Source organism: Agrobacterium sp. CNPSo 2736, from assembly GCF_004005385.1.
Lineage (GTDB): Bacteria > Pseudomonadota > Alphaproteobacteria > Rhizobiales > Rhizobiaceae > Agrobacterium > Agrobacterium leguminum.
In genome coordinates this window covers 142,812-169,717 of sequence record NZ_RZTX01000010.1, presented here as the reverse complement: position 1 = coordinate 169,717, position 26,906 = coordinate 142,812, and the positions used below count along the sequence as shown (strand labels likewise).

The 26,906-nt window shown below is 58.5% G+C and carries 29 protein-coding genes; 24 read left to right on the top strand and 5 right to left on the bottom strand.

Annotated elements, in window-relative coordinates; translation table 11 throughout:
- Positions 1 to 181: 181 nt before the first annotated feature.
- Positions 182 to 1,105 (bottom strand): LysR family transcriptional regulator, encoded by a 924-nt coding sequence (locus EM858_RS17510; RefSeq protein ID WP_127757438.1) that lies wholly within the window; start codon positions 1,103 to 1,105, stop codon positions 182 to 184.
- A 180-nt stretch (positions 1,106 to 1,285) separates the two neighbouring features.
- Here EM858_RS17510 and EM858_RS17505 point away from each other — a divergent pair, with 180 nt between their 5' ends.
- On the top strand, positions 1,286 to 2,206 hold the full coding sequence (locus EM858_RS17505) for an alpha/beta hydrolase (RefSeq protein ID WP_245483016.1): 921 nt from the start codon (positions 1,286 to 1,288) through the stop codon (positions 2,204 to 2,206).
- Positions 2,207 to 2,519: 313 nt separating this feature from the next.
- Here the strand turns inward: EM858_RS17505 and EM858_RS17500 are convergent, their stop codons facing one another.
- Positions 2,520 to 3,449: a LysR family transcriptional regulator gene (locus tag EM858_RS17500; protein WP_127757437.1), complete on the bottom strand. Its 930-nt coding sequence runs from the start codon at positions 3,447 to 3,449 to the stop codon at positions 2,520 to 2,522.
- Positions 3,450 to 3,559: 110 nt separating this feature from the next.
- On the opposite strand from EM858_RS17500, the gene EM858_RS17495 reads away from it, so the two are divergent.
- The 7 genes from EM858_RS17495 (at position 3,560) to repC (ending at position 10,674) form a co-directional block, all read left to right on the top strand.
- Positions 3,560 to 4,087, top strand: coding sequence for an ester cyclase (locus EM858_RS17495; protein WP_127757469.1), 528 nt, complete (start codon positions 3,560 to 3,562; stop codon positions 4,085 to 4,087).
- Between the two features lie 66 nt (positions 4,088 to 4,153).
- Complete coding sequence (locus EM858_RS17490; RefSeq protein WP_127757436.1) at positions 4,154 to 4,903, top strand: 3-oxoacyl-ACP reductase family protein; 750 nt, start codon at positions 4,154 to 4,156, stop codon at positions 4,901 to 4,903.
- Positions 4,904 to 4,968: 65 nt separating this feature from the next.
- Entirely contained in the window at positions 4,969 to 5,568 is a 600-nt protein-coding gene (locus tag EM858_RS17485) for an NAD(P)-binding domain-containing protein (RefSeq protein ID WP_127757435.1), read from the top strand.
- A 619-nt stretch (positions 5,569 to 6,187) separates the two neighbouring features.
- On the top strand, positions 6,188 to 6,412 hold the full coding sequence (locus EM858_RS27175) for an MFS transporter (protein WP_164865465.1): 225 nt from the start codon (positions 6,188 to 6,190) through the stop codon (positions 6,410 to 6,412).
- 561 nt (positions 6,413 to 6,973) lie between these two features.
- Positions 6,974 to 8,176, top strand: a complete 1,203-nt coding sequence (repA, locus tag EM858_RS17475) for a plasmid partitioning protein RepA (protein ID WP_127757434.1) — start codon at positions 6,974 to 6,976, stop codon at positions 8,174 to 8,176.
- Between the two features lie 78 nt (positions 8,177 to 8,254).
- Positions 8,255 to 9,250, top strand: a complete 996-nt coding sequence (gene repB / locus EM858_RS17470; protein ID WP_127757433.1) for a plasmid partitioning protein RepB — start codon at positions 8,255 to 8,257, stop codon at positions 9,248 to 9,250.
- A 152-nt stretch (positions 9,251 to 9,402) separates the two neighbouring features.
- Positions 9,403 to 10,674 carry a plasmid replication protein RepC gene (gene repC / locus EM858_RS17465; protein ID WP_127757432.1) on the top strand — a complete coding sequence of 424 codons (1,272 nt, stop codon included), beginning with the start codon at positions 9,403 to 9,405 and terminating at the stop codon, positions 10,672 to 10,674.
- A 728-nt stretch (positions 10,675 to 11,402) separates the two neighbouring features.
- Here the strand turns inward: repC and EM858_RS17460 are convergent.
- Positions 11,403 to 11,645, bottom strand: coding sequence for a hypothetical protein (locus tag EM858_RS17460; RefSeq protein ID WP_127757431.1), 243 nt, complete (start codon positions 11,643 to 11,645; stop codon positions 11,403 to 11,405).
- Positions 11,646 to 11,894: 249 nt separating this feature from the next.
- A complete protein-coding gene (locus EM858_RS17455; RefSeq protein ID WP_127757430.1) occupies positions 11,895 to 12,257 on the bottom strand; it encodes a transcriptional regulator in 363 nt (120 codons plus the stop codon).
- 93 nt (positions 12,258 to 12,350) lie between these two features.
- Between EM858_RS17455 and EM858_RS27445 the strand changes: the two genes are divergently transcribed.
- The 13 genes from EM858_RS27445 to virB11 are packed head-to-tail and all read left to right on the top strand — an operon-like array spanning position 12,351 to position 22,478.
- Positions 12,351 to 12,890, top strand: a complete 540-nt coding sequence (locus EM858_RS27445) for a hypothetical protein (protein ID WP_127757429.1) — start codon at positions 12,351 to 12,353, stop codon at positions 12,888 to 12,890.
- Positions 12,891 to 12,892: 2 nt separating this feature from the next.
- Entirely contained in the window at positions 12,893 to 13,579 is a 687-nt protein-coding gene (locus EM858_RS17445; protein ID WP_127757428.1) for a lytic transglycosylase domain-containing protein, read from the top strand.
- Complete coding sequence (locus EM858_RS17440; protein WP_127757427.1) at positions 13,576 to 13,875, top strand: TrbC/VirB2 family protein; 300 nt, start codon at positions 13,576 to 13,578, stop codon at positions 13,873 to 13,875. The genes EM858_RS17445 and EM858_RS17440 overlap by 4 nt, the downstream gene beginning before the upstream one ends.
- 2 nt (positions 13,876 to 13,877) lie before the next feature.
- On the top strand, positions 13,878 to 14,219 hold the full coding sequence (locus EM858_RS17435; RefSeq protein ID WP_127757426.1) for a type IV secretion system protein VirB3: 342 nt from the start codon (positions 13,878 to 13,880) through the stop codon (positions 14,217 to 14,219).
- Positions 14,194 to 16,593, top strand: coding sequence for a VirB4 family type IV secretion system protein (locus tag EM858_RS17430; protein WP_205649554.1), 2,400 nt, complete (start codon positions 14,194 to 14,196; stop codon positions 16,591 to 16,593). The genes EM858_RS17435 and EM858_RS17430 overlap by 26 nt, the downstream gene beginning before the upstream one ends.
- Complete coding sequence (gene virB5, locus EM858_RS17425; protein ID WP_127757424.1) at positions 16,593 to 17,291, top strand: P-type DNA transfer protein VirB5; 699 nt, start codon at positions 16,593 to 16,595, stop codon at positions 17,289 to 17,291. Before EM858_RS17430 ends, virB5 begins: the two co-directional genes overlap by 1 nt.
- Positions 17,288 to 17,521, top strand: a complete 234-nt coding sequence (locus EM858_RS17420; protein WP_127757468.1) for an EexN family lipoprotein — start codon at positions 17,288 to 17,290, stop codon at positions 17,519 to 17,521. Before virB5 ends, EM858_RS17420 begins: the two co-directional genes overlap by 4 nt.
- 4 nt (positions 17,522 to 17,525) lie before the next feature.
- Positions 17,526 to 18,461 (top strand): type IV secretion system protein, encoded by a 936-nt coding sequence (locus EM858_RS17415; protein WP_127757423.1) that lies wholly within the window; start codon positions 17,526 to 17,528, stop codon positions 18,459 to 18,461.
- Between the two features lie 35 nt (positions 18,462 to 18,496).
- Complete coding sequence (locus tag EM858_RS27440) at positions 18,497 to 18,763, top strand: hypothetical protein (protein WP_127757422.1); 267 nt, start codon at positions 18,497 to 18,499, stop codon at positions 18,761 to 18,763.
- Positions 18,764 to 18,766: 3 nt separating this feature from the next.
- Entirely contained in the window at positions 18,767 to 19,438 is a 672-nt protein-coding gene (locus EM858_RS17405; protein ID WP_127757421.1) for a virB8 family protein, read from the top strand.
- Positions 19,438 to 20,286 (top strand): P-type conjugative transfer protein VirB9, encoded by an 849-nt coding sequence (gene virB9 / locus EM858_RS17400; RefSeq protein ID WP_127757467.1) that lies wholly within the window; start codon positions 19,438 to 19,440, stop codon positions 20,284 to 20,286. The genes EM858_RS17405 and virB9 overlap by 1 nt, the downstream gene beginning before the upstream one ends.
- A gap of 12 nt (positions 20,287 to 20,298) precedes the next feature.
- A complete protein-coding gene (gene virB10, locus EM858_RS17395) occupies positions 20,299 to 21,468 on the top strand; it encodes a type IV secretion system protein VirB10 (RefSeq protein WP_127757420.1) in 1,170 nt (389 codons plus the stop codon).
- 8 nt (positions 21,469 to 21,476) lie between these two features.
- Complete coding sequence (gene virB11, locus EM858_RS17390) at positions 21,477 to 22,478, top strand: P-type DNA transfer ATPase VirB11 (RefSeq protein ID WP_127757419.1); 1,002 nt, start codon at positions 21,477 to 21,479, stop codon at positions 22,476 to 22,478.
- Positions 22,479 to 22,543: 65 nt separating this feature from the next.
- Here virB11 and EM858_RS17385 read toward each other — a convergent pair whose 3' ends face one another.
- Positions 22,544 to 22,864 carry a hypothetical protein gene (locus EM858_RS17385; RefSeq protein WP_245483015.1) on the bottom strand — a complete coding sequence of 107 codons (321 nt, stop codon included), beginning with the start codon at positions 22,862 to 22,864 and terminating at the stop codon, positions 22,544 to 22,546.
- Positions 22,865 to 23,345: 481 nt separating this feature from the next.
- Here EM858_RS17385 and EM858_RS17380 point away from each other — a divergent pair, with 481 nt between their 5' ends.
- From EM858_RS17380 to EM858_RS17370, 3 genes are all read left to right on the top strand, one after another.
- Positions 23,346 to 25,493 (top strand): ParB/RepB/Spo0J family partition protein, encoded by a 2,148-nt coding sequence (locus EM858_RS17380; protein WP_127757417.1) that lies wholly within the window; start codon positions 23,346 to 23,348, stop codon positions 25,491 to 25,493.
- A 68-nt stretch (positions 25,494 to 25,561) separates the two neighbouring features.
- Positions 25,562 to 26,218, top strand: coding sequence for a hypothetical protein (locus EM858_RS17375; RefSeq protein WP_127757416.1), 657 nt, complete (start codon positions 25,562 to 25,564; stop codon positions 26,216 to 26,218).
- 174 nt (positions 26,219 to 26,392) lie between these two features.
- The gene (locus EM858_RS17370; RefSeq protein WP_127757415.1) at positions 26,393 to 26,815 is read left to right on the top strand and encodes an antirestriction protein; all 423 of its coding nucleotides are present in this window, start codon (positions 26,393 to 26,395) and stop codon (positions 26,813 to 26,815) included.
- Positions 26,816 to 26,906: the final 91 nt, after the last annotated feature.

Below are 26,906 nucleotides of genomic sequence, written 5' to 3'. Positions count from 1 at the left end.
CGATGGCTGCCAGGAACCACGAGACCCCAGCCATTCCATAGCCAGCGCCATCACAAGGGGTGCTGAGGCCGAAAGAGGCAAAACGGTTCGGCCTTATCCGCAACGGAGCACGAACATACAGAGGTCCGTCGTTTCGCACGACCTGTTCGGCGGGGAGCGGTTGCCCGCCGTTGCTAGAAGATCACAGGCGAACAATCTGCCCGCCTCCGAATTCTTTCCAAAACTCAACGAATGCCCGGAGCTTGGGCAGCATCTGTTTCCTGCTCGGAAAGTAGATAAACAAGCCGGGGCTTTCAGGCATGAAGCCTTCCAGGCATGGCTCCAGCAACCCCTGCCGGACGAGAGGCTCGACGACCGACGCAATGTTGTAAGTGAGACCGACGCCGGATACAGCGGCCGATATGCATGTCGCCGGCCCGTTGACTGTCAACGGGCCTTTGACATCCATGGAAAAACTTCGCGGATCCCCTTGTCCGGATCGCTCCTTGAACATCCAGCGGTAGACCGCGCCCCCGAACAGCCGGACGTTGATGCAGGCGTGCTCACTGAGCTGTTCCGGACGTAGCGGTCTACCTCTGCGGGCGAAATACGCCGGAGATCCTACAACAGTCAGTGGCGAGGGTTCAGTGAGCCTTACAGCCACCATGTCCTGCGCGATCATTTCGCCGATGCGGATGCCAGCGTCATATCCCTCAGCGACGATATCGACAAAGCGGTCTTCAAAAACCAGCTCCAGCTCGATACCGGGATACGCGGCGGCAAAGCCTTCCAATATCGGCTCGAGCAGCGTCTGGGCAATGTAAGGAACACTCAGGCGCAGCAGACCTGCGGGGTTGGCCCCCATCCGTTGGGCGGCCTCGATCGCCGCTTCAACGTTGGCCACGCTGGCCAGCGCTTGCTCCAAAAACAGCTCGCCGGCTTCGGTCAAACCCACTGATCGCGTCGTGCGGGTCAGAAGCGTGGTGCCAACACGTGCCTCAAGGCGCTTGATGCTCCAGCTAATTGCGGCCGTCGTAACACCGAGTTCGGCAGCTGCGGCCGTGAAACTGCGTTTCTCCGCAACACGCGTGAAAATTACAATCCCATCAAGCAAATCGGCCTGCATTGTCAAATCCTGTTTCATAGGGTGTGAAATTAATAGCCGATTGTTAAGATCAGCGCCATGACCTACCTTGTGGAGGAACTTAACGAGGATGCTCTTATGACCCCTACATCGATCACACGCCGGATGTTTGGCCTCGCTGTCGGGGCAAGTGCCGTCCTCCTCAATACAGGAACCTATGCCATGGCAGAATCATTGACCGAACGGAGCCAGCCCAAGTCGCAGAAGGTGAGCTTCCCGAGCGGCGACGGCGTAGTCGTGGCCAACCTTTACCTTCCTGAAGGGCATGATCCGTCCAAACGCTACCCCGCCGTGGCTGTGGCCGGCTCGCTGAGCTCGGTCAAGGAACAGATGGGAGGCAACTATGCCGGCGAGCTGGCCCGGCGCGGCATCATCGCCTTGGCGATCGACTACCGGAACTACGGCGAAAGCAGCGGCGCCGAGCGCCAGTACGAGGATCAGGCCTCCAAATCAGAGGATTTGTCGGCCGCGCTCCGCTTCCTGAAGGCGCGACCCGACGTGACCGCGACCGGCCTGCTAGGCATCTGCACCAGCGGCGGCACGGTCCTCTATGCAGCGGCCAAGGATGCCAACGTCGGCGCCATAGCGACCGTCGCCGGGTTCTTTTCCGATCCGGAGTTCGCGGTCAAAATGTTCGGCGGCCAAGAAGGCGTAGACCAGCGAATCGCGGCGAGCCGTGCGGCCCGTAAACGCTTTGAGGAAACTGGCGTCATCGAGACCGTTTTGACCTACAATCCCGGTGACAAAACCGCAGTGAGCGCGAGCCCAAGCGAATACTACTTCGACCAAACACGCGGCGGCGGTGTCCGTTCATGGCGCAATGAGTTTGCGGTGATGGGCTGGGAGCCTTGGATTGCCTTTAATCCGGTTGCACAGGCCTTAAAGGTCACGGCGCCCGCCCTGGTGATCCATTCGGACGGGGCCGCATTCCCCGATCAGGCCCGCAAAGTCTACAATCAGCTTGCGGGTCCGAAGGAGCTGCATTGGGCGGTCGGCAAGCATTTCGACTTCTACGACCAGGGCGACACCGTGCGGCAGGCCGCCGACCGGGTTGCGGCTCACTTCCACAGCAAATTAGTCTGACATCCGACGTGGCGTTCGCGCGCACTCGACCTCGATACGTCGTGCCGCTGCGGGTCCCTTAATCCTACGGCGGCCAGTTGGAGACAGTCCGCTTCAGACCGAAGCAACAGTGCCACTCGACGAGGTTTCACCTTCGGTCGTTCGGGTAAGCCCGGTCTGTAAGCGCCACTGCTGCCAAACCGTTCGAACGCGAGTGTTCAGCCAGTCGCTGAGAGGCTCGAAATCGGAAACGCGCTGCCATGCCCGCCGAAGGCAGAGTCGCGTCATTACTCCGCTAAGTATCACACCGAGGCTTTCTCTAAGGCCCAAAACTCTATCCCAGACTTCCGGCGAAACGTTCTGGCCATTTTTCCCGCTGGAAGACTTCCACGACGAAATCAACGAAGACACGAGTCTTGAGCGGCAGAAGCGTCCGGTTGGCGTAGTAGATCGAGATCGGCCCGGCATCGGCATACCAGTTGGGCAACACCCGGATGAGTTCCCCGCTTTCCAGATAGGGCAGTGCATCGGGCTTGGCGATCATTGTCACGCCCATGCCTATCAGCGCCGCCATGCGCATTGCGGCAGGGTCGTTAACCACCACCGTTTCGCTGAGCCGCGCCGGCTCTTCCCTTCCCGCCGCATCACGCATCTGCCACTGCCGGATGCGGCCCGTCCGCAGCGAACGCATGACGATGCCGTCGAGTTCAAACAGCGCCGATGGATCATGCGGCGGCACCTTGCCTACCACATAGGAAGGCGCGGCCACCGCGATGATATGCGCCGGCGCGAGTGTACGGGAAATCACGCCTGCGGTCAGTTCGAAACCCCCGCCGATCGCCACGTCATAACCCTCGGCGATCAGGTCGATCTGCCGGTTCTCGAACATCCATTCGGGACGCACCTTTGGATAGCGCGAAGAAAACTCCGGCAGGAGTGGCAGAATATAACCGATGCCGAAGGTCGGGCTCATACTGACCTTCAGCGTGCCTGCCGGTTCCTCCTGATCGGCCGAGGCTTCGGCGATCGCGCCTTGCAGGTTTTCCAGACTGCCGCGGATCGAAATCAGGAACCGCTCGCCCGGTTCGGTCAGCGTGAGGCTACGCGTCGAGCGCTGAAAGAGGCGCACGCCGAGATTTCCTTCCAGCGCCGCGACGTTGCGGCTGACCGCGGCGGGCGTTAGTCCCAGGCGCCGCGCCGCTGCTGAGAAACCACCAAGCTCGGCGCTTCGCACGAAGGATTCGAGATTGGCCAGTGTTTCCATAACAACCTTCAAGCATCCTTTGAAACCGACAACAATAGATTACGCCTAATCTAAAGGGGAATTGCAAGCGATATTCACTCCATCGAAACCGACCGGAGTGAACGACCGTGATGCTCTCGACCGACAAAGCAGAAGCCATCCAGAACACGGATATCGGCCGCCGCGCCTTGATCGCCGGCCTGATCGGCACAGCGCTTCCCGTTCCCGCAGTGGCTGCCGTGCAGGACGATCCTGCCGCCAACAAGGCCGTCATAGGCCAGTTACTGGAAGGCGTACAGCGGGACGGCGATTTCGATCTGTTCGAGCGGCTATTCGCAACGGACTACATGGATCACACGCCCTTCGCCGGCTTTCCACCGGATCGCAATGGCACGCGGGAGATCTATCGGACGTTCCGCGCTGCTTTTCCCGACTGGAATGCCGAGGTGCATTTCCAGATTGCCGAAGGCGATCTTGTCTGCACCTACAAGACCTATCACGGCACCCATCTGGGCACTTTCTTGGGCATCGCCGCGACCGGACGTGCCACCCGCTTCAACGTCATGGACGTGATGCGGGTCCGAAACGGCCAGATCACCGACCACTGGACCGTTGCCGATGGCGCCGAGCCGATGGCTCAAATCAAACAACAGGACTGAACTTTTCCAACCGACCGCAGGGATTTCCGGCGGTCATCCCCCTACGACAATTGAAAGGATAAACCCATGTCGAACACTCTCTCCCTGACCGGTAAAACTGCCCTCGTCACCGGCGGTTCGCGCTCCATCGGCGCAGCCATCGCAAAGCGTCTTGCCGCCGATGGCGCGGCTGTCGCCATCACCTATAGCGCCTCGCCGGAAAAGGCGGCCGCTGTGGTCGCCGAAATCGAAGCAGCCGGTGGCCGCGCCATTGCCATTCAGGCCGATGCCGGCGATCCGGCCGCTGTCCGCGCCGCAGTCGCAAAAACCGAAGAAACCTTCGGCTCGCTCGACATTCTCGTCAACAATGCCGGGATCGCGCTTGGCGGCCCGATCGAGGAGATCAAGTTCGAGGATTACGAACGGATGATCGCCGTCAACGTCACCGGCGTCTTCGTCGCCACGCAGGAAGCCGCCCGCCGCATGAAGTCCGGCGGCCGCATCGTCCATATCGGTTCCTCGATGACCCGATATGCCGCCTTCCCGACAGCCTCGCTCTATACGCTGACAAAGGGCGCTGTCGCCGGTTTCAACCGCAGCCTGGTACGCGACCTCGGGCCAAAAGGCATCACCGTCAACACCGTCCATCCCGGCCCGACCGACACCGACATGAATCCCGATGGTGGCCCTGTCTCGAAGATCGTCGGCCCCGGCATGGCAATCGGCCGCTACGGCAAGGACTACGAGATCGCCAGCCTTATCGCCTATCTCGCCAGCCCCGAAGCCGCCTTCGTGACCGGCGCTGACATTCTCGCGGACGGTGGCTTCACCGCCTGACCTGCCTCCGGCGCTTCAATACCAAAGCGCCGGTTTCCCCCTCGTTTCAAATCAGGAGACTCTTCATGTCTATCGGTATCATCGGCGCTGGCAATATTGGCCGCGCCTTCGCCACAGCTCTCGCCAACAATAATATCCGGGCCACGCTTTCCAACAGCCGAGGCCCGGACAGCCTGAAAGAGGTGGTCGCTGCTATCGGTCCGACAATCGAGGCAGGCACGCACGAAGAAGCAGCGTCAAAGGACATCGTGCTTGTCGCCGTCAACTGGTCGAAGCTGCCCAAGGCGCTCGCCAGTCTACCAGACTTCGGCGGCCGCATCGTCATCGACGCCAACAATCCCATCGAAGCGCCGCTGTTCATGCCGGCCGAACTGAACGGCCGTCTTTCCACCGAGGTTTTCGCCGATCTCGTTCCCGGCGCACGTGTCGTCAAGGCATTCAACCACCTGCAACCGCATCTGTTATCCGGCGATCCCAAAGCCGAGGGTGGCTCACGCGTCCTGTTTTATTCCGGTGACGACGCACGGGCCAAGGCGGAAGTCGGTGCGCTGATCTCCAGACTCGGCTTCACCGGCATCGATCTCGGCCCGGTCTCGGTTGGCGGCAAACTGGTGCAGTTCCCCGGCGGTCCGCTACCCGCCCTCAACCTCGTCAAGTTCGGTTGAAACATCGCAGGCGAGCCGGAGAGCAACCCTTCTTCTCCGGTCTGCCCTGCTTTTTTCCAAGGAATCCTCCTATGGACATGCCAGTCTCCCGCAGTATTTCGGCAAGCCACGCGGACAGCAAACCGCTCGCCTCATAGGCCGCAGTCACCAGTATCGGCGTCGGCGCTTTCGCTCTTGTTACCACCGCATTCCTGCTTGTGTCGGGTGTCGCACTGCTTGTCGTGGCGGCGCTCCAGTTTTTGTTGCCGGCGATCCGGGCGCGGAAGGGTTCGGGATTGAAACAGGTTCCGGATGTGTTGCGATTGCAACGAGTCCAGATTGGTCTGACGGCAGCCGTGCTCATCTTCGTCGGGCAGTTCGCGGCCTATACCTACATTACTCCCTTCCTCATCGGCGCAACCGGGATTGATACGGGCACACTCAGCATGGTGCTGCTCGGCTATGGCGCGGCGGGGTTCGCCGGAAACCTGTTCGGAGGCTGGGCTGCTGGCCGCAATTTCGTGTCTGCCCTTGCCGGCACCGCTTTTCTGGTCGCATTGTCTGTCGCAGGATTGTTGCTGGCCGGTGGCAACACGCTTGCCGCAGTCGCCTGGGTTTCACCTGGGGCTTTGGTTTCGGCATGCTGCCGATCGCCATGCAGACCTTCCTGTTCACCTCCGCCCCCGACCGGCTGGAAAGCATCGCCGCGCTCTTCGTGTCAATCGCGCAACTCGCAATCGGGCTTGGCGCACTGGTAGGCGGCCTCGCGGTCGACAATTTTGGCGTGCCGAGCGCGCTCTGGCTCGGTGTGGCAGGCGCACTCCTCACCGCCAGCCTCATTGTATTGACCAGCAGAATTCATTGACCCACGAAAGATCGGACGACCGTCGTCACGAGCTTTCGTTCCCGTCGGCATCGAAGAAAGTGATCTCGGGCTTCCTGCAACCCCACGACAGACCGTCTGAAGCGTCGTGGGCCACGAGGCGGCGCAGGAAGCCCTTGATTTATGAGTGGTACGGGACGGATGGTAGGGTGCCGTCGCGGCTTCGCCGTCCGTTACGAGCCTCCAACTTCCTTCGTCGGTTTAGGGAAACCCGAAGCGCACGCATCAAACGCTTGATACCCGTCATTATAGGGCACTAGGCGTATTTGACCAGATTAATCGCACCTCCGTCGATCTCGGGAGGGAAGCCTGGCGGCGGCGATATGCTAAAGACAGCCGGGGCTCGTTTGACAGCCGTGCAAAACGCCATTTTCCGAATTAAAAACAGAATGTTAGGGAGAATATCGAAGCACGTTCGATGACGCCAATCTGCGTTAAGGTTTTGTTAACTAAAAAGAGTTTGCCCTATGGGTAGAATCGCCGGTATAAATAACGCTTATTGAGCATCGTTTGCGCTAAAAGCGTTATTCTGGAATCGGCTGTATGAACATGGCAATCAACATCGAGGCAACTGATTTCGATCAGGAAATTCTCCAGCAGGGAGAGTTGATTTCTGACAATCTGAACATGCTTCGATTGGAGCAATATTCGCCCAACGGGGAAAAAGGTCTACGCTCTTTTTCGTTGGCCGAAGTCGCTGATTATCTTGGCGTCACGCAAAACCACATTAAAAAGCTTCATTTGGAAGGCAAGGGTCCCGTTCCCGCGACGACCTCATCTGGGCGTAGGACCTATACGGCAGAGCAGATGCTCGAACTCCGTCACTTCCTCGACAAGAATGGCCGCAGCGATTTTAAGCGCTACGTGCCCCACCGAAGGGCAGGGGAGCCGCTGCAGATCGTTTCAGTCGTGAATTTCAAGGGCGGCTCCGGCAAAACCACAACGACGGCCCACCTAGCGCAATATCTCGCCCTGACCGGTCACCGTGTCCTTGCCATCGATCTCGATCCACAGGCATCTCTGACGTCACTCCACGGCATCCAGCCTGAGCTCGACAAAAATCCATCTCTTTTCGAAACGCTGCGCTACGACGACCAGCGCAAGTCAATCAAGGAGATCATCCAACCTACGAACTTTCCAGGCCTCGACATTGTCCCGGCAAATCTCGAGCTTCAGGAATTTGAGTATCAGACGCCGCTTGCCGCATCGAACAAATCTTCCCCAGATGGCCGGCTGTTCTTCACGCGCATTTCTAGCGCGCTCAAGGAAGTCGATGACCGGTACGATGTGATCGTGATCGACTGCCCCCCGCAGCTTGGCTATCTCACATTGACAGCGCTGACGGCGTCGTCGTCGGTTCTCATTACGGTTCATCCGCAAATGCTCGACATTATGTCGATGAGCCAGTTCCTGCTCATGCTCGGTGGAATCCTCGAATCGATCAAGGGTGCAGGCGCGCGCGTCAAGCTAAACTGGTTCAGGTATCTCGTGACGCGCTATGAACCGACGGATGGCCCTCAGGCTCAGATGGTTGGTTTCATGCAGGCGATGTTCTCAAAGCGCATGCTGCAAAACCATATGTTGAAATCCACCGCAATCAGCGATGCCGGCATCACCAAGCAGACACTTTATGAAGTGGAGAAAAACCAGTTCACGCGGTCAACCTACGACCGTGCTCTCGAATGCCTGAATGCGGTTAATAGCGAAATCACCAGCCTCATTCATAAGGCATGGGGGCGCAAATGACGAAGTGGTTTGACAGCCGTGCAGAAACACTGATTTCATCAGGAAATCATCGACTTGAACGCGTTTGGGAGACAAGCAATGGCTAGAAACCATTCTTTGGCGAAATTCGTGCAGCCAACAACCGAAGAGCATCAGCGGACCGCCGATGCCCGCGCGGACTATACCCGCCGTGGCGCTTCGCGCTCGATGATGCAGTCACTCGACGAGCTCGCCGAATCTTCGATCCGCATGCTCGAAGGCGAGACGGTGGTTGCACTCGATCCTGAACTGCTCGAAGGATCGTTCGTTGCTGACCGCATTGGCGACGATCAAGAAGACTATCTCCAGCTTCGCGATGCAATTCGCCAGTCGGGCCAGTCAACGCCAATCCTGGTGCGCCCCCATCCGGATGTCGAGGGACGATATATGATCGTCTTCGGACATCGTCGTGCCCGTGCTGCACGCGACCTCCAGATTCCCGTCAGGGCCGTCATCAAGCCCCTCGAAGACATCGCCCATGTCATCGCCCAAGGTCAAGAAAACACCGCTCGCTCCGACCTAACTTTCATCGAGAAAGCGCTCTTTGCCAAGAAACTCGTCGCCAATGGCATGAGCAAGGACGTCGTCAAGGTCGCGTTAACGATCGACGATACCCTTCTTTCAAGAATGCTCGCCGTTACAGAGACAGTTCCCGAGACCGTACTTGACGCTGTCGGAGCAGCAAAAGGGGTGGGGCGCGATCGGTGGGAAGAGCTGAAAAAGCTTGTCCAAGTCCCAGCCAATGCGGAGCGAGCGTGTGCGTTTATTCTAACGGACGATTTCGGTCACACCGCAGAAGCCGAACGATTCAATAGCCTTCTGAGAGAGCTAAAAGCCGCAAAGAAGACGACAAAAAAGCAGCCCGCATCGCCGTCTGTTCGTCAGTTTGATGTGGCCGCCAAGTCTGTCGCCGTGACAACCAAGTCGTCCGGCAAAACATTTACGATAGCGCTTACTTCGAAAGATGCATCGAAATTTGGCGCGTTTCTATCCGATCAGTTGGAGTCGCTCTATCAGACGTTCCAGCGTGAAGTTCAGACGAAATCAGGAGATTAACCGCAAAAGAAAAAGGCCCCCAAACGTTGCCGTCGTGGAAGCCTCCCTCTGTATGTAGCAATCAGAGAATCGCATTTTCACGAATTCCCGTCAAGAGTCTTGGCACCATTTTGGTGGACGAATTTCTTTTGCCTATGTGAAGGTGGAAGAACATGGATGCCGTATGCCTGACGACGCCCTTTGGGCGGCGGGCGATGACCCTTGCCTTGCTGACAAAGCATAGACAAGCCGAAAAGGCCTTGCCAGACATCAAACGTAACAAGTGGAAGCTCTTTCGGGCCGTCTGCGAGGCTCGCAATGACCTTGATGTCAGCGATCGCTCCCTCACGGTCCTGGACGCATTGTTGTCCTTTTATCCCTCGGACGAACTTTCAGCCTCAAACAGTATGATCGTGTTTCCGTCCAACACTCAGCTTTCTGTCCGGGCGCGCGGTATGACCGCTGCAACCCTCAGACGGCATCTTGCCGCGCTTGTCGACGCAGGCCTCATCCTGCGCAAGGACAGCCCAAACGGAAAGCGTTTCGCGCGCAGGAGCAGCACGGGGGATGTCAGCGAGGCTTTCGGCTTCAGCCTCGCACCCCTCTTGTCTCGTGCGCAGGAGATTGAGGCAATCGCCGGCCGCATCGCCGCCGATCGTGAACTTCTCCGCTCAACTCGTGAGAAAATAAGTCTTTGCCGCCGCGAGATCACCAAGCTCATTTCTTTAGCAAAGGAAGAAACTATCGCAGGCGACTGGGATGCGCTTCACGACGGCTTCCGTTCATTATTGTCAGCCCTCCCTCGGCAGCCGTTACTCGATCAGCTGCAGGTATTGCTGATGCAGTTGACACAACTCCGCGAACGCATCATCAACCAGTTGGAAGAACATAACAATTCGCGAAATATGTGCGCCAATGAATCCCAAAATGAGCGCCACATAGAGGATTCAAAAACAAATAGCTGTTTTGAATCTGAAGGCGATTACGAAACCTCGAGCAGAGCGCCGTCATCTCCGAGAAATGAGGTAGATGATCGCGCAGGACACCAGAAGAAAAGTCACCGGGGGACCCAAAGTATCGTACCTCCGAGCTTGTCGCTGGATGCCGTGTTGCGGGCCTGCCCCGAAATCAAGCATTATAGTCCAGGCGGCTCCATTAAAAGCTGGAGAGATCTTGTAGTGGCAGGCTCGATCCTGGGGTCCATGCTGCAGATCAACCAACTGGGGTTCAAGGCGGCATGCAGGTCGATGGGCCCGGAGAATACAGCCATTGTCATTGCCTATATTTACGAGAGGGGAGGGGACATCAAGTCGGCTGGAGCCTATCTCAAAGATCTGAGCCGGCGGGCATGCGCTGGACAGTTTTCTGTGGCTCCGATGCTCTTGTCACTTCTGAGAGCAAGATCAGGAGCCGAAATCGGCCCACGGTCCATCATGCCGAATTAGTTCAAGCGTAAGTCGCTATCAAATCGAGTGGTTCGATAAATTGTGCCTCCGGTGCCGGCCGGCTTGTCGGGCTTTAAAGTTATTCTCAAGTGACGTGAAGTCGTTGGTTTCAAGTCGATCCGTCGATCGTCGCGGAATGTCGAACAACTCGGGACAACACGCTCGCTCATCTGAAGAGCCAGACAGTGTTGACCCTTCGGACAGATGGCCTAGGATTGCAATTCGATTGTCCGAGGTGTCATTTGAAAACACTTGAACTTGTTTGGTTAATTTGCGGTATTTTGGCTTTGGGAACTTGGCTCTATTCGGATGAATATGGAGCGCATGGTGCTTTCGTAGTGATATGCAGTCTTGCGGGCGCCTCAATTTATCTCCTTTTGAGGTCGAAGGAGAAAGTCTATCGGTTGTTTGCCTGTGTTTCGCTCACCGTCATCTCCGCAGCGCTCGGAGTAGCTTTGCTGCGCATGGTGGGGTTAGCGGGGTAAAATTTCTGCCCAATCAGGGCGCCCCTTAGGACGACCTATTTCTACAGCAATCTCCCCTGCGCGCTGTGAGGCACCATGACAATTCGGGAGGCAAGACGAGCACCTTGCAGCCTCGATCCTGGCTGACGCAATCGCGCATGGCCGAGAATACGCTTACGGCGCTTTCAGGATGACATGCGACAGGCGAAGACCGGAGCGGTGCTGGGGGCGGCGATCCTATGATGTCGCGATAGGCATGTTCGATCAGATTCCAATGAGTTCAAGCAGCCCGCTCCAGGGCAGCCCGTCAAACGGATCCCCATGTGCAAACCCGTTGCGAATGCTAGCCAATGTCGTCAGCCCCGGCCAGACGCGGGCTTTTCGCGCCTGTTTCGCGGCGTCGGTTTCAAAGAGAATCGCTTGAACCGAACCATTGTAAAGTCGTGTGAAGGAAAGCTTGTCGTCAGTAAGCCCCCAGCTCAAGACCGTACTGGACGACTCGCTCATGGTTCGGTTCCGGCTCGTGTTGTTGCAAGACCTAAAGCAGTCGTGTGCTTGCAGCGTCGCAGACGTCCGAATCGCCGGCTCCGAAACATCACGAGATTTAGCACCACTCGTCTCCACGGAGACCGCCCGACGATACTGGCCTGAGGTGCGGTGCGCCAAGCGCGGAGTGTTAAAACAGCGCTCAACCGGGACCTCAGTGCTGCCAAACCACGGCTTCATCAGATAGTCCACATTATCTGCTGACTAAAATCAGCGCTTTCCATCTCCGACAACCATGCGCAGGCTCTCGAACACCCCTGGTGCGAACTGGAACTGTCGCGCCGTTCCGCGGCCCATCGAGTTCTTACCCAGCGTCTCTAGCAGGATGCCTCGTTCGACCAGAAGGTCCATCGTTTCAATAACGCCGCCCCGCGTCATGCCGGTAATTTCTATTATATTTGAGAGCGTTATCTTCTCGTGGGCCTGGTGCATCATGTACAGGATGTTCATCATCCCGATCTGTTTGATACGGGACTGCGCCGATTCACCTTCGATCGGCTTTTCCAGAATTTCACGCACTGCGAAGACAGATAGTGCTTGGCTTTGCCATCGGTCGCTCAAATTGCTTGCCATTGGTTTAACTATCTATTATTTGAATAGTAAGAGGATTGAGGCGAGTCGCTTCTCAGTCTCAGCCGACATTGAAGAACGCGGAGGGTTGGGAACATGCGAAGCCTTTTCTTTCAAATGATCGTAGCAGCGTTAGGGTTCGCCTCACTCTATACTATTTCGGAGCGAAGCGCTCGCGCCGACGAATGGGGTTGCCAGGTTATTCTGTGCTTATCCAATCCGGGCGGCCCGACGCAATATGGCGAATGCAGGCCACCGATCGAGAAGCTCTGGAGCTGGCTTTCAAGAGGGCATTCGTTTCCAACTTGCACCGGCGTCGGCTTTCAAAGCTCCCGCCCACGCTACGAGCCATACTACTGCAATGCCGGCTACCGTCTGTCTGCTGGCTATGGGCCTCGGGGAAGTGAGGCGACGTGCATCTCGACGTCGCTACAGGCGGTAAACAACAGCCTTTGCCAGCGGGATCGAGACGGCGGTGGTTCAAACGATGGCTCAGCGATATCGCCACGCTGGCAGAGGGAAAACGGTCGCTATCGGTGCATGGCCTATACCGTGGCTCGTCCCTTGGTGCGTGAGAAACCCCGTTACGTCGATGTCACGATCGACGGGGTTGGTAAGCAGAGGGTCTGGTTCTGAACATGCCCGTTGCTTTCCTGGATCTAGCGCAGACCTGTGCACCCGTCGTTGCATCCGAGACCCTTGCGGGCGTCGTCAGCCTTGAGAGCCGGTTCGCGCCATTCAACATCCGGATCAACAGCGGCGCTCCGCTCAAGCGTCAGCCTGGCACCAAGGCCGAGGCTATCGAAGTCGCCACATCGTTGGCGGCAAAGCGCACGGATATCCAGCTGGGTCTCGGCGGGATCGGACTGGAAGAACTGCAGAGACTGAACCTCTCGATATCCGATGCCTTCGATCCGTGCCTCAATCTCAAGGCCACAGCGACTTTGCTCGATGGCTACTACCGCCTGGCGGCCAAGGCGGGGGCGAATCCCGCCCGGGCCGAGCAGATCATGCTGCAATCCTATTACGGACGTGACGATCCATCCGTTGGGGCCATGGTCAGCTACGACGATCAGGTGCATCGCGAAATCAAGCGGCTCGGGCCGACGATGGCACGCCTGACGATTAGCGACACGGGGGAGGGGAGGGGGACCGGCGTTCCCACTGAGGTTCCCCAGGCAGATGTCGCCGCCGAAGTGGTGGCGGAGAACTCCGCAGAAAAAGCAGCGCCGATCTCTGACACGCCGACATGGGATGTCTTCAAGTCCCGACGCCGTTCGTCCGTCCTGGTGTTCCAGGGCAATCAACTGGAGCAGAGTGAATGACAATACTTTCTCGAATCCGACCCGTTTTCGCTACGTCCGTGATGGCCGCTGCCATCGTGGTTATGCTTGTCGAACCAGCTTTCGCGCAGGCCGCAGGCATCGAAACGGTGCTGCAGAACATCGTCACAATGCTGACTGGCAATATTGCCAAGCTTCTGGCGGTCATCGCGGTCATCGTCATCTGCATCGCCTGGATGTTTGGTTATATGGACCTGAGGCGCGCAGGCTTCTGGATCATCGGCATCGGCGGCATTTTTGGCGCCACCGAACTCGTCAACACCATCGTCGGTGGCTGAAGATGTCGGGCAAGGGAGCGGTTCTCGAAGAAGACACGCTGTTCATCGCATGCACGCGGCCTGCAATGATCGCCGGCGTGACGATGGAAGCGATGGGCTTCAACATCATGCTCACGACGATCCTCTACATCGTCGCCGGGTCGATCGCCTACTTGGCTGTCGGCGTCGTTTTCCACCTCATCTTCCGCGCCCTGGTGAAGCACGATCACAACATGTTCCGCATCCTGCTCGCCTGGGTCGAGACGCGCGGCCGATCGCGTAACAACGCCTATTGGGGCGGAGCAACATTGTCGCCTCTCAGACTAGCCCGCCGCTTTGATGAAAGGGATATTGGACTTGCCTAGTATCGCTACCCTCAGATCCCGCGAGCTCTCCCCCGAGGCTTTCATTCCCTACGTTCGGCACATCGATGAGACGACCATCGCACTCGATTCCCGGTCAATGATGGTCATGATCGCCCTCGAAGGCGTGTCGTTCGAAACCGCTGATGTCCTTGACCTCAACGCGCTCCATCGGGATCTCAACACGCTTTACCGAAACATCGCCGACGAGCGGCTTGCCCTCTGGACGCACATGATCCGCCCCAGGGACCGCGACTATCCGGATGGGACATTCGCAACGCCATTCTCAGCTGCGCTGAATGATAAATACCGCAAGCGCATGGTTGGTGAAGATCTGTTTCGCAACGATCTTTATCTGACCGTCCTTTGGTCACCAGCCCGCGACCCGGCCGATAAGGCGGCTAAACTGCTCTCACGCCTCCGGCGTGCAAAGCACGGTGGCTTCGAGCTTGACGAAGAAGCCCTCAAACAACTTCAGGACAAGGTCCTCGATGTCACCGCTGGCCTGAAGCGTTTCGAACCGCGCGTGCTTTCCATCTACGAACAGGACAGCATGCTGTTCTCCGAGCCGAGCGAGGTCTTGCATCAGATTGTCGGCGGAAGGCGTGAGCGAGTGCCGCTCACCGAAGGTCGCATCGCATCGGCGATTTACTCCGACCGCGTCATCATCGGACGCGAGACCATCGAAATTCGGCATGAGGCGGCAACCCGCTTCGCTGGCATGCTGAGCTTCAAGGAATACCCGGCCCGCACCAGGACCGGCATGCTGGACGGCGTGCTGACCAGTCCGTTTGAACTGATGCTTTCCCAATCTTTCTCCTTCGTGTCGAAGGCGGACGCTCGTGTCATCATGGGGAGAAAGCAGAACCAGATGGTCAGCAGCGGCGACAAGGCGGCGTCGCAGATCGATGAACTCGACGAAGCCATGGACGACCTGGAGTCCAACCGGTTCGCGATCGGCGAGCATCATCTGACACTCACCGTTTTCGCGTCGACAGTGAAAGAACTGACGGACAATCTCGCAAAGGCTCGCGCGAGCCTGACCAATGGTGGCGCCGTCGTGGCGAGAGAGGATCTTGGTCTCGAGGCTGCCTGGTGGGCGCAGCTGCCGGGCAATTTCCGTTACCGGGCGCGATCTGGCGCCATCACTTCGAAGAACTTCGCGGCGTTGTCGCCGTTTCACTCCTATCCGATCGGACAGAAGGACGGCAATGAATGGGGCCCTGCCGTCGCTCTGCTCAAGACGGCCTCGGGGTCACCCTACTACTTCAATCTTCACTACGGTGATCTCGGCAACACCTTCATGTGCGGCCCATCGGGTGCCGGCAAGACCGTGATCGTGAATTTCATGCTGTCACAGCTCGAGAAGCATGATCCGCATGTGGTGTTCTTCGACAAGGATCGCGGCGCGGACCTCTATGTGCGCGCTGCCGGCGGCACCTACCTCCCCCTGAAGAACGGTGTTCCGACCGGCTGCGCTCCCCTCAAAGCCCTCGATCTCACGCCAGAGAATAAAGTCTTTCTGGCGCGTTGGGTCGGAAAACTGGTGGGATCCGGGACGCGAGAACTGACGGTCACAGAACTGCGTGACATTGCCGGCGCGATCGACGGCCTTGCCGACCTGCCCGTGGACCGCCGCACGATCGGGGCATTGAGGACCTTTCTCAACAACACCGACCCGGAAGGGGTCGCCGCCCGGCTCCGCCGGTGGGAGAGGGGAGGGCCGCTTGGCTGGGTCTTCGACAATGTCATCGAGGATATCGGCTTTGGCGATTTCGGCGGCTCGGCCAAGTTCATTGGCTACGATATGACCGATTTCCTCGACAATGAAGAAATCCGCACGCCATTGATGGCTTATCTGTTCCACCGCGTCGAACAGCTGATTGATGGCCGTCGGATCATCATCGTCATCGACGAATTCTGGAAGGCGCTTCAGGACGAAGGGTTCCGTGATCTTGCACAGAACAAGCTGAAGACCATCCGCAAGCAGAACGGCCTGATGCTGTTTGCGACGCAAAGCCCACGCGACGCGCTGATCTCGCCGATCGCCCACACCATCATCGAGCAATGCCCGACACAGATCTTCCTCCCTAACTCGCGCGGCAGCCATGCCGACTACGTCGACGGTTTCAAGCTCACGGAGCGGGAGTACGAATTGATTGCCCGTGAGCTTTCCGTCGAAAGCCGAAGGTTCGTGTTGAAGCAGGGACATAACAGCGTCGTCGCCGAACTCGACCTCAACGGTTTTGACGAGGAACTCGCCATCCTTTCCGGTCGAACCGCCAATGTCGAACTCCTCGACGCGATCCGCGCGGAGGTGGGGAATGACGTCAAGGATTGGCTTCCCATTTTCCAACAGCGAAGGAGTGCAAGCTGATGGCTTCCTATCGACTAAAGGGCGCGATGCTCGCGACAGTGCTTATCCTTTCTGCCCAAGTTGCGGGGGCCCAAGGGATTCCGGTTAACGACCAGGCCGCTATCGCCAAGCAGATCGAAAGCATCGCGCAGCTCAAGTCACAACTTGATGCGCTGAACACGCAGATCGAGAAGGCACAGCAGCTCTATGGTTCGCTCAACAAGCTGACCGACATGGCGGATGTCGCCAGCGTGCTCAACGATCCGGCGATCCGCAAGGCGCTTCCGTCCGATTTCGCTGCCATCGAGGGCCTCTTCAAAGGCAATGGCACCGGCGTATTTGGTGATTCCGCCTCAAAATTCCTGGACAGTAACTCGACCTACCGCACCAGTGCCGACGATTTTTACGCCAAGGAATTGTCGCGTGTTCAGAGCCAGAATGCGGGTCAGATGAGCCTGGGTCAGCAGATCTACGATGCTGCGACCAAGCGCATCGATGGGATCGATCAACTGCGCGAAAAGATATCGTCGGCGAGCGACTCCAAGGACATCGCAGACTTGCAGGCGCGGCTACAGGCCGAACAGGCGTTCCTTCAGACCGACGTGCTGCGGATGGAAGGGTTGCGGATGGTGCAGCAGGCACAGAGCCAGGTCGATGAACAACGGAAATCAGAGGATTGGCGCCAACGCATGGACGCAATGAAGGCGGCACTGCAGTGAGGAGGGCTGCGATTTTCGTCTCGCTGGCGCTGCTGGCTGGCTGCTCGCAAGAGTCTGAGCGAACTTACACCGTAGACGAGTTCGTAGCCGACGCCGAGCTACTGGCCCGTACGATCTCTCAGTGCCGTGACAATCCGGGCGAGTTGCGCAACACGCCCAACTGCCGGAATGCGGAAGCGGCAGACGGCAGGCTTCGCCTTCAGAATATGCGCAAAGCGCTGGGAGGTTGATCCGATGTACCAGGTGTTCGAATTCATCGATGGACAGTTCAAGCAACCGCTGGAGACATTCGTCTCGGACGGGACCTCAAACATCGCCGAATGGGTGACGGGACCGTTGACGGCCGCCGTCACACTTTACGTCGTGCTCTATGGCTACCTGGTTCTCCGTGGGTCCGTGCAGGAGCCCATCCTCGACTTTGCCTATCGCGCGATAAAGCTCGCAATCATCGTCATGCTGGTCAAGAACGCCGGTGAATATCAGACCTATGTCACCAACATCTTCTTCGATGTACTGCCCCGGGAGATTGCGCAGGCCCTGAATTCGGGGGCGGCGCCGAGCGCCAGCACGTTCGACAGCCTGCTGGACAAGGGACAAGCTTCGGCGACCGATATCTGGTCGCGCGCCTCCTGGCCGGTTGACATCGTCACCGGCGTCGGTGGCATGATGGTCATCGGGGTCAGCTTTCTCGTTGCAGGGATCGGTTACGTCGTTTCTCTCTATGCACGGTTGGCCCTAGCAATCGTGTTGGCGATCGGGCCGATCTTCATAGCACTCGCCATGTTTCAGTCGACACGGCGCTTCACCGAGTCCTGGATCGGGCAGCTTGCGAATTTCGTGATCCTGCAGGTTCTCGTCGTCGCGGTCGGCTCGCTGCTGATTTCCTGCATCGACTCGACCTTTACCGCGATCGATAGCTACAGCGACGTTCTCATGAGACCGATCGCGCTCTGCGCCATCGGCATCGCCGCCGTTTATGTTTTCTACCAGCTTCCAAGCATTGCGTCAGCCTTGGCCTCCGGTGGTGCGTCGCTGGCTTACGGCTATGGCGCTGCCCGAGATGCGCACGAAGGCATGCTGGCTCGGGGAACATCATATACCGGCCGGATGATTGGTCGCGGGGCTCGCGTTGCTGGCCGCGCGTTCGGATCAAGAAATGCCGGCGCATGACATCCGCACAAGACAATAAGAAAAGGCCTGCCTGAATGATGAAGCCTGCCCTGTTGCTCGTTCTCGCTGCCACGCTCGGCGGCTGCGCGACACTGACCTATCCGTTACCGAAGTGCGATGGCTATTCACGCCGCCCCCTGAATCGTTCGATGTGGGAATGGCAGGGAGACAGCAAACGGAAAGACCTACAACCGAACACAAGCTCCTCCGCGTCCGTGACACCTTTTGCTGAGGTGGCGAGGGAGCCCGCGGCCTTCGCGCACCTGGACGTCGACGGTTCTTATCGCCATTGTGAGGGATGAGGCATGGTGACGGCAGATAATCTCAAGAGTTATTTTGACAAGGCACGTCGTTTCGATCAGGACCGACTGACCCAAATCGAACGTTCGAACAGGATCGCCTGGTCGATCGCGATCGCCTCCGGCATTATCGCCAGCGTATCCGTCTTTGCCATTGCGGGTCTCACTCCCCTCAAGACGGTTGAACCGTTTGTGGTGCGCGTCGACAATTCGACGGGCATTGTCGATGTCGTTTCGGCTTTGACGGCGACGGCCGGCACCTATGACGAGGCGGTGACGAAATACTTCGCCGCCAAATATGTGCGCGCCCGCGAGGGTTATGTCTGGAGCGAGGCACAAGAAAACTTCCGCACGATCGCCCTTCTTTCGACCCAACCGGAACAGACGCGCTTTGCAGCCCTGTATCGGGGCAGCAACCCGGAATCGCCTCAAAACATCTACGGCCGAACTGCCACGGCGAGGATCGATATCGCGTCGATCTCCCTCATCAATCAGAATGTCGTCTCCGTGCGCTACATGCGGACCACGACGCGCGGAGACGACGTTCGAACGACCCATTGGGTTGCGACGTTGACCTTCTCGTATGTCAACGCCCCGATGTCATCGACAGACCGGCTCGTGAACCCCCTCGGTTTTGCCGTCAGTGAATATCGAGCAGATCCGGAGGAGGTAAGATGATGCGTAACGTGCCAATCGTCGCTTTCGCCCTATCAGTTTCCATGTCGTCAGTATTTGCGCTCGAGATTCCACGAGGCGCCTCGCAGGACAGTCGTGTCCGGTTCGTGAACTATCAGCCGTACAACATCACGAGGGTCGTCGGCACCCTGCGATCATCCGTACAGGTCGAGTTTGCCTCTGACGAGGAAATCGCCCATGTGGCGCTCGGCAACAGCGTCGCCTGGGAAGTTGCGCCGGCTGGCAACATCCTGTTCCTGAAACCGCGCGAGAACCAGCCGGTGACGAATATTTCCGTGGTGACGACGCGCCGGGATGGCTCGACGCGAAGCTATCAGATGGAATTGACAGTGCGAGACGGTTCTGTCGAAGCCGGGCAAAACACTTACTTCTACGTGAAGTTCAGATACCCCGAAGATGAAGCTGCGTTTCGCCGGCAGCAGGCGGCATCTAGGGCCCTCGCGGCTCAGGCGAAGGACGCCGACAATGTGCTGGCCCTTCACGAAGCGTATGGTCCTCGAAACTGGCGCTATTCTGCCCAAGGCTCTCAGGCGCTGGAGCCGCAAAGCGTCTATGACAATGGCAAGATCACAACGTTCGCCTTCGTCGGCAATCAGGAAATGCCCGCAATCTATATGGAAAACTCGGACGGGTCGGAAAGCCTGGTTCCGAAATCCGTCGACGGCAATCTCGTCATGGTGCACGCGATCAGCCGCAAGTTCATCCTGCGTCGTGGCAAGGACGTGCTTTGCGTGTTCAACGAGGCCTACGACCGTGTCGGCATCAATCCCGATACCAACACGACGTCTCCCTCGGTAGAGCGCGTCGTGAAAAGTGACAACGCGCAATAGGGAGCGACATGCATGGCTCAAGAAGATGAAACGCGCATTCCCGGAGAGCGTGCGGAAACAGTCACCGGCCGGCGGATCGACAACAACCCCCTTTTGAAACGCGGCGCGGTCGCGATTGCGATCGTTGCGTTTGTCGGCTTCGCCCTTTGGTCGACAACGGGGAAGAAGGCAAAGGATGACAATATCCAGCCTGAACGCGTGGTTATTCGCCAGACAAATCCGTTTGAGGCCGCCAAGGAAAAGGCTGAGCCGGTTCAGGTCGTCCCGGAAGTGAAGTTACCGACGCCCCTCGTCGAACCGGTCGTGGAAGAACAGGATAAATTGCTCGATTCCGCCCGCCGCGCCCCTGTGATGGCCTTCAGCAGCGGCCAGAGAAACACCAAAGATCGACGGGAGGCCGACAATTCAAATTCGCCTGACAGCAATTTCGTGCCGCTCGACAACGGTATGATGACACAAAACCAGCAGAACAGCGAACAGCAGCGTTTTGACGGTCTCCTGCGGCCAACCCGGCTCGAGGGGTCGCGCGCGGGCACGCTCGGCAATCGGGACTTCATCGTGGCAATGGGGACTTCGATACCTTGCGTGCTCGAAACGGCGCTGGCGTCCGATCAACCCGGTTTTACCAGTTGTGTTGTTAACCGCGATGTTCTTTCCGACAACGGGCGCGTCGTGCTGATGGAAAAGGGCACGCAGGTCGTCGGGGAATATCGGGGCGGGCTCCAGCGCGGACAAAAACGTCTCTTCGTTCTCTGGAACCGGGCAAAAACACCGAACGGCGTCATCGTCACTCTTGCGTCTCCAGCGACCGATGCCGTTGGACGAGCCGGCGTCGATGGCTACGTCGACACCCATTGGTGGGAGCGCTTCGGCAGTGCTCTTTTGCTTTCGATTGTTGGTGACGCGACCAGCTATGCCAGCAGCCAGTTGCAGGATAGCGATGTCGATGCACAGAACACAACGAGCGCCGGCCAACAGGCGGCCGCTATCGCTGTCGAACAATCCATCAACGTCCCGCCGACGCTGAACAAGCATCAGGGCGAACAGGTTTCGATCTTTGTCGCTCGCGATCTCGACTTTTCCGGAATCTATCGTCTGCGGGTAACCGAACCGAGGAACCGCATATTCGACCGCGCCGTGCTGGGCGATTTTTCGCCGCGCTCGACGGTCGTGACGAAGTAGGATAGGCAATGTCTGAGGGACAGGATTCGGCTGTTGTAAGCGAACTCTTGAAGCCGTTTTCGCCATATCTTCAAGACCCGTCCCTTTATGAAGTGATCGTGAATCGGCCCGGGCAGGTACTGACAGAAGGTTCAGGCGGTTGGCGGACCCATGATAAACCGGAACTGACCTTTGAAAAGCTCATGCGCCTCGCCCGGGCCGTCGCCAGTTTTTCTCATCAGTCAATCGATGAGGCCCGCCCAATCCTGTCGGCAACGCTTCCAGGCGACGAGCGGATCCAGATTGTCATCCCCCCGGCCACACTGAAGGACACGGTCAGCATTACAATTCGAAAGCCTTCATCGGTGGCTTTCAGCCTCGACGACCTGGAGGCAAACGGGTTCTTTGAGAGTACCCGCGCAGCGTCTCGTGCTTCATCCTCACAGGATGCGGAACTCACCAAAATCTACCGTGCCGGCCGGTTCAAGGATTTCCTGCGCCAAGCAGTCATCGCCCGCAAGAACATCATCATCTCCGGCGCAACGGGTTCCGCCAAAACCACCCTTTCGAAGGCGCTCATCAAACATATTCCCGAAGCCGAGAGGATCATCTCGATCGAAGACACGCCTGAGCTGGTGATCCCGCAGCCAAATCATGTGCGGCTATTCTACTCAAAAGGCAGACAAGGACTTTCCCGTATGGGGCCGCGTGAGTTGCTGGAGTCATGTCTTCGTATGCGGCCAGACCGCATCTTGCTACAGGAGCTTCGCGACGGAACCGCGTTCTATTACATCCGCAATGTCAATTCCGGCCATCCCGGTTCGATAACGACTGTTCATGCCAATTCAGCGGAACTTGCCTTCGAGCAGTTAGCGCTCCTAGTAAAGGAGTCAGACGGCGGAGCCGGCATTGATCGCGCTGACATTCTCACGATGCTAAAGTCGGGCATTGATGTTGTGGCGCAGTGCAAGCGAGAGAATGGTACATTCCGGTTAGCGGAAGTGCTGTTCACAGGGGCATCGGAAGATTGAGCTCCGCCCGATTTTTCTAAGGCGCGCGCTGGTGTCGAATTCTCCAAAAGAAGCGTCATACCCGACTACTCGACCCCATGCTCCGCCTTCGGGCCAAACTTCTCGATGATCTCACACCGCGCGACCACGCCTCCGGGGCCATGATTTAGCAAAGCCAGGACAGCCGCCCGATCCAAAGGAACCGTCTCCATCCTCTCGAGAACCGTCGTCGCCCATTCCATCTCAGGGTCAGCCACAACGTCCTCGCGCAGAGCGCTCACCGCACTGCGGGCTTCCTCAAGACTGTCAAAAAAGACATCCGCAATGCCCGTCGGCTTCCATCGTTCCTCTGGAGGGATTCCGGCAACCGAGTAGGTGTAGAAAGTGAAAGAGCGCGGGTTTTCCAACGATTTCTCCTTGAGCATTGCTGGCGGTACGCCCCCGCCGTTCAATACTCATTGACCCCCGGCCGCGGGGAGTTCGAAACCGTGTATCCACAGCCCTGTAGCCTTTAGTTCGAGAACCTGGACATACGCCACAGGCTCCCCGACGCTGAAGGTCAAGGAGGGGGTCTTTTGGGTAGACCCAACCATTGGATACAGGGGTTTCGACGCCCCAGAGCAGCGCGTACCGCTCCAAGGTCAGACTACGACATCCCATTGAATTTGTCCTCAATTTTCTGTCGCACCATGGTGCCGACAGAAGCATTTGCCCTTGAGCGGGGCGGATAGCGGCGGAGGAAAAGGGGTTAGCCGCTGGCGACACGGTACATGCGGCCGGGAGCGGTGAGGGCGGTGGGTGTGGTTGGAGGAAAAGGGGGAAGGAGGGTTTGTGGCGGATTGAGGTTGTCGGAGAGAGGCTCCGGCCGGCCCGCCACGGAGAAACGACATGGCACAGGCCATCCAGAAAATTACGCTCAACGCCGGGCGCGACATTCCCTTTAACGAGCTGGTTCTCAGCCAGCAGAACGTTCGTAAAACCAAGGCGGGGATCTCGATCGAGGAGCTTGCCGAGGATATCGCTCATCGCGGACTGCTGACCAGCCTCAATGTCCGGGCTGAAGTCGATGGCGACGGCAACGAGACGGGTATCTACCGGATCCCGGCGGGTGGTCGCCGTTACCGCGCTCTGGAGCTGCTGGTGAACCAGAAAAAACTGTCGAAGACGGCGGCGATCCCCTGCATCGTCAGCAAGGGCGACACCCTCGAAGTCGAGGATTCGCTTGCCGAAAACGTCAGCCGCGTCGATCTGCACCCGCTGGACGAGTTCCGCGCCATCATGACCCTTCGCGAGCGGGGCCTGGACGAGGAAGAGATTGCCGCCCGCTTCCATATGTCGGTCGCCACGGTTAAGCAGCGTTTGCGCCTGGCCTCAGTCTCGCCGCGTCTCCTCGAGGTCTACGCCAATGACGAGATGAAGCTCGGCCAGGTGATGGCGTTCTCCATCACCAATGATCACGTTCGCCAGGAACAGGTTTGGGACACGATCTCGCGGTCGCATAACCAGGACGCCTATTATATCCGGCGGATGTTGACGGAAACCGCTGTCCGAGCCTCCGATCGTCGCGCCGTTTATGTCGGCATCGACGTCTATGAAGCGGCCGGCGGTGTCGTTATGCGTGACCTGTTCGAGCAGGACAATGGCGGGTGGCTACAGGATCCGGCGCTGCTCGAGCAGCTCGTCCTCGAAAAGCTGACCGCCGAGGCCGAAGCGCTGAAGGCCGAAGAGGGCTGGAAATGGGTCGAAGCCGCCTTCGATTTCCCCTACGGTCACACCTCGGGTCTTCGCCGCTTCTACGGCGAGCGGGTCGAATACAGCGAGGAAGAGCTTGCGCGGCATGATGCGCTGAAGGCGGAATACGACAAGCTCGATGCGGAGTATGCCGAGGCGGAGAGCTATTCCGAGGAGACCGAGGCGCGACTTGAGGAACTCGGCAACGCACTGGATACACTGAACGACCGGCCCTATGTCTTCGACAGCCAGGACGTCGCCCGCGGCGGCGCCTTCATCTCGCTTGGTGCCAATGGCGAGCCGAAGATCGAACGCGGTTTCGTCCGGCCTGAAGACGAACCTGTCGCAGCGCCACAAACCGGTGATGCCGATTATGGCGACGGTGATGGTCAAGGCGAGACTCTCACTGCTACGACTTCCGCGAATGGCGGCATCTCGGTCAACGGCAAGGCTGTCGGCATCGAGGAACCGGAGGAGGACGACGGCAAGGTTCGACCGCTTTCCGATCGCGTCATCGAGGATCTAACGGCCGCCCGCACCGTTGCGCTGCGCAATGCTTTAGCCAATGACCCGGTGATCGCCTTCGTCGCCGCCCTGCATGTCGCGGTGCTCAAAATCTTCTACCGATACGGAGCGGGCTCGTGCCTGGAGATCACGCTCCAGCACACCGCGTTCAGCCAGACGCAGGGGCTCGGCGATACGATCTGGGCAAAGGAGATCGAACAACGGCAGGAATCCTGGGGCTATGACCTTCCCGGCAACGCCGACGAGGTCTGGAACTACCTGATCGCGCTCGACCAGGATAGCCGCATGGCTCTCTTTGCCCATTGCGTCTCGCTTTCAGTGAACACAACCGTCCAGGCGTGGAACCGGCGGACAAAGGAAACGGCTCACGCCATGCAGCTTGCCCATTCGCTCGGATTTGGCATGGTCGCGGCCGGTTGGACGCCGACAGTCGACAACTATCTCGGCCGCGTCACCAAGGTTCATATCCTGCAGGCGGTCCGCGAAGCGAAGGGCGAGCAGTCGGCGCAACTTATCGATCATCTCAAAAAGCCCGACATGGCGCGTGAGGCCGCCCGGCTGCTCGAAGGCAGTGGATGGCTCCCTGAAGTGCTGCGGCTCCCGGTCGATCAGATCGCCGTGGAGGCAGAGGCCGATGCGGTGCTCGTCGACGCGGGTGTCGAAGGCGATAGCACTCAGGCCGCCGACTTCGATCTTCCGGCCTTCCTGACGGTTGATGAGGAAACCGAGGGAGCGGCTACCGGCTCGACCGAGGGTGAGCGCCTCGAAGCCGCCGAATAAGGCCCCCAGATATTCACTCACAAAAGCCCGGCCCCTGCGCCGGGCTTCTCTGTTTCAGGAGCACCGTCATGCCCGCCTACACGATTGAAACAACATACACCTTGCCCATATTTCGGCACGCGACCTATATCGCCGACTCGCCTGAGGCTGCCTGCAAGGCGGCCCTTGACGACGACAACTGGGAGTCCCTGAAGAAAGACTACGATTCCTCAGGCGAGATCCATGTGACCGGCATTTGGGATGGTGAGAACACCGCCTATGCCGGATCGCCGATCACAATACCCTCGCAGTTTGATGAAGCGGTCCAGCGCCGGGCTCACCACTTCGAAATCCTGCTCGGTCTGCTGAAGATGCTGTTCCATGACGTCCAAGCGGCGCGATCCCCATCGGGCGAATGGCTTGCGAAATCGTCCTGGGCGATAGCGCGGGGGGAGGCTATCCTCGCTTACGCGCCCGATCCCACCGAGCCTGCCGATGCGCCGAAGCCTTGTCATATCCTCGCACGTTTAGAGGAAGAGCGCGTGCGCAGCGCGATCGTTGCCGTCCTTGGGGTCGACCGAGACTTCGATGGCCTTTCACCGGCATCGGTGAGCGATGCGGAGATCCAATCGGCTTGTGCGTCCGTCGCAACCGCGATGGACCTCTCCGATGCTGTGAGCAACGCCGAGTTTCATGCGGCAATGGCAGCAATCCGGGCGGCCTACCGTCGCCTCCATCCAGATTAAGTCGTGTCGGACCACTCCGAGTTTCAAACCCAACCGACCGTCCTTGCGCGCACCGGAAGGACGGGGCGGCTGCGGTCAGCCAAAAGGGAAGAGTAGGGCCGGGGAGAGGGGCGACTCGGGCGGTGGAGAGAGGGTGCCCGGTCAGAATCCTGTTTCCTCTCTGGAGAAAGATCGATGTCGATATCCGAACTCACACCCCAAACCGCCTCCATCGTCTCCGACGATCGCCGCCTGGAATTTCTGCCCACGCTGTTCGGGCGCTCGCTACGGATCATCGGCGAGAACGCTGTTTACAGCCTCATGGAGCAACTGAGCCCTCTCGACTACCGCGGCGGGTTCTGGAATTTCTACGAGCATGAGGGCAAGCCGCTGTTTCTTGCTCCGAGAACCAAAACGCGGTTCCGGATTACCGGCGAAATCACCGGGTTCGTGGGAGAAGTCTCGGCGGAGGCTGCCGGGATTATCGCCACGCTTTTTGCGTTCTCGCATCTGTCCTTCCAGTATCAATCCGCGCAGCTCTCGGAAGGCTACGCCCGCCTCTACGCCTATTCGGCCGACCACACTGAAGCCGCGGAGATCTTTCAGGCGATCGATTGATCACGAGCTTCTCGTCGCCCTCGGGCGGCGCGGTTGCCTTTCCAGACCGCGTTGTCCTGTCAGGTCTTGCCGCCGCCCTTCATCCTCCATC

What these genes read in the sequence shown, in the direction of transcription:
- EM858_RS17455 (WP_127757430.1), bottom strand. Translation starts at nt 12,257, where the DNA reads ATGGCAAGCAATTTGAGCGACCGATGGCAAAGCCAAGCACTATCTGTC.
- EM858_RS27445 (WP_127757429.1), top strand. Translation starts at nt 12,351, where the DNA reads ATGCGAAGCCTTTTCTTTCAAATGATCGTAGCAGCGTTAGGGTTCGCC.
- EM858_RS27175 (WP_164865465.1), top strand. Translation starts at nt 6,188, where the DNA reads ATGCTGCCGATCGCCATGCAGACCTTCCTGTTCACCTCCGCCCCCGAC.
- EM858_RS17510 (WP_127757438.1), bottom strand. Translation starts at nt 1,105, where the DNA reads ATGCAGGCCGATTTGCTTGATGGGATTGTAATTTTCACGCGTGTTGCG.
- repA (WP_127757434.1), top strand. Translation starts at nt 6,974, where the DNA reads ATGAACATGGCAATCAACATCGAGGCAACTGATTTCGATCAGGAAATT.
- virB10 (WP_127757420.1), top strand. Translation starts at nt 20,299, where the DNA reads ATGGCTCAAGAAGATGAAACGCGCATTCCCGGAGAGCGTGCGGAAACA.
- EM858_RS17440 (WP_127757427.1), top strand. Translation starts at nt 13,576, where the DNA reads ATGACAATACTTTCTCGAATCCGACCCGTTTTCGCTACGTCCGTGATG.
- EM858_RS17375 (WP_127757416.1), top strand. Translation starts at nt 25,562, where the DNA reads ATGCCCGCCTACACGATTGAAACAACATACACCTTGCCCATATTTCGG.
- EM858_RS17490 (WP_127757436.1), top strand. Translation starts at nt 4,154, where the DNA reads ATGTCGAACACTCTCTCCCTGACCGGTAAAACTGCCCTCGTCACCGGC.
- virB5 (WP_127757424.1), top strand. Translation starts at nt 16,593, where the DNA reads ATGGCTTCCTATCGACTAAAGGGCGCGATGCTCGCGACAGTGCTTATC.
- EM858_RS17445 (WP_127757428.1), top strand. Translation starts at nt 12,893, where the DNA reads ATGCCCGTTGCTTTCCTGGATCTAGCGCAGACCTGTGCACCCGTCGTT.
- EM858_RS17370 (WP_127757415.1), top strand. Translation starts at nt 26,393, where the DNA reads ATGTCGATATCCGAACTCACACCCCAAACCGCCTCCATCGTCTCCGAC.
- repC (WP_127757432.1), top strand. Translation starts at nt 9,403, where the DNA reads ATGGATGCCGTATGCCTGACGACGCCCTTTGGGCGGCGGGCGATGACC.
- EM858_RS17500 (WP_127757437.1), bottom strand. Translation starts at nt 3,449, where the DNA reads ATGGAAACACTGGCCAATCTCGAATCCTTCGTGCGAAGCGCCGAGCTT.
- repB (WP_127757433.1), top strand. Translation starts at nt 8,255, where the DNA reads ATGGCTAGAAACCATTCTTTGGCGAAATTCGTGCAGCCAACAACCGAA.
- virB11 (WP_127757419.1), top strand. Translation starts at nt 21,477, where the DNA reads ATGTCTGAGGGACAGGATTCGGCTGTTGTAAGCGAACTCTTGAAGCCG.
- virB9 (WP_127757467.1), top strand. Translation starts at nt 19,438, where the DNA reads ATGCGTAACGTGCCAATCGTCGCTTTCGCCCTATCAGTTTCCATGTCG.
- EM858_RS17435 (WP_127757426.1), top strand. Translation starts at nt 13,878, where the DNA reads ATGTCGGGCAAGGGAGCGGTTCTCGAAGAAGACACGCTGTTCATCGCA.
- EM858_RS17415 (WP_127757423.1), top strand. Translation starts at nt 17,526, where the DNA reads ATGTACCAGGTGTTCGAATTCATCGATGGACAGTTCAAGCAACCGCTG.
- EM858_RS17405 (WP_127757421.1), top strand. Translation starts at nt 18,767, where the DNA reads ATGGTGACGGCAGATAATCTCAAGAGTTATTTTGACAAGGCACGTCGT.
- EM858_RS27440 (WP_127757422.1), top strand. Translation starts at nt 18,497, where the DNA reads ATGATGAAGCCTGCCCTGTTGCTCGTTCTCGCTGCCACGCTCGGCGGC.
- EM858_RS17460 (WP_127757431.1), bottom strand. Translation starts at nt 11,645, where the DNA reads ATGAGCGAGTCGTCCAGTACGGTCTTGAGCTGGGGGCTTACTGACGAC.
- EM858_RS17495 (WP_127757469.1), top strand. Translation starts at nt 3,560, where the DNA reads ATGCTCTCGACCGACAAAGCAGAAGCCATCCAGAACACGGATATCGGC.
- EM858_RS17380 (WP_127757417.1), top strand. Translation starts at nt 23,346, where the DNA reads ATGGCACAGGCCATCCAGAAAATTACGCTCAACGCCGGGCGCGACATT.
- EM858_RS17485 (WP_127757435.1), top strand. Translation starts at nt 4,969, where the DNA reads ATGTCTATCGGTATCATCGGCGCTGGCAATATTGGCCGCGCCTTCGCC.
- EM858_RS17505 (WP_245483016.1), top strand. Translation starts at nt 1,286, where the DNA reads ATGGCAGAATCATTGACCGAACGGAGCCAGCCCAAGTCGCAGAAGGTG.
- EM858_RS17430 (WP_205649554.1), top strand. Translation starts at nt 14,194, where the DNA reads ATGAAAGGGATATTGGACTTGCCTAGTATCGCTACCCTCAGATCCCGC.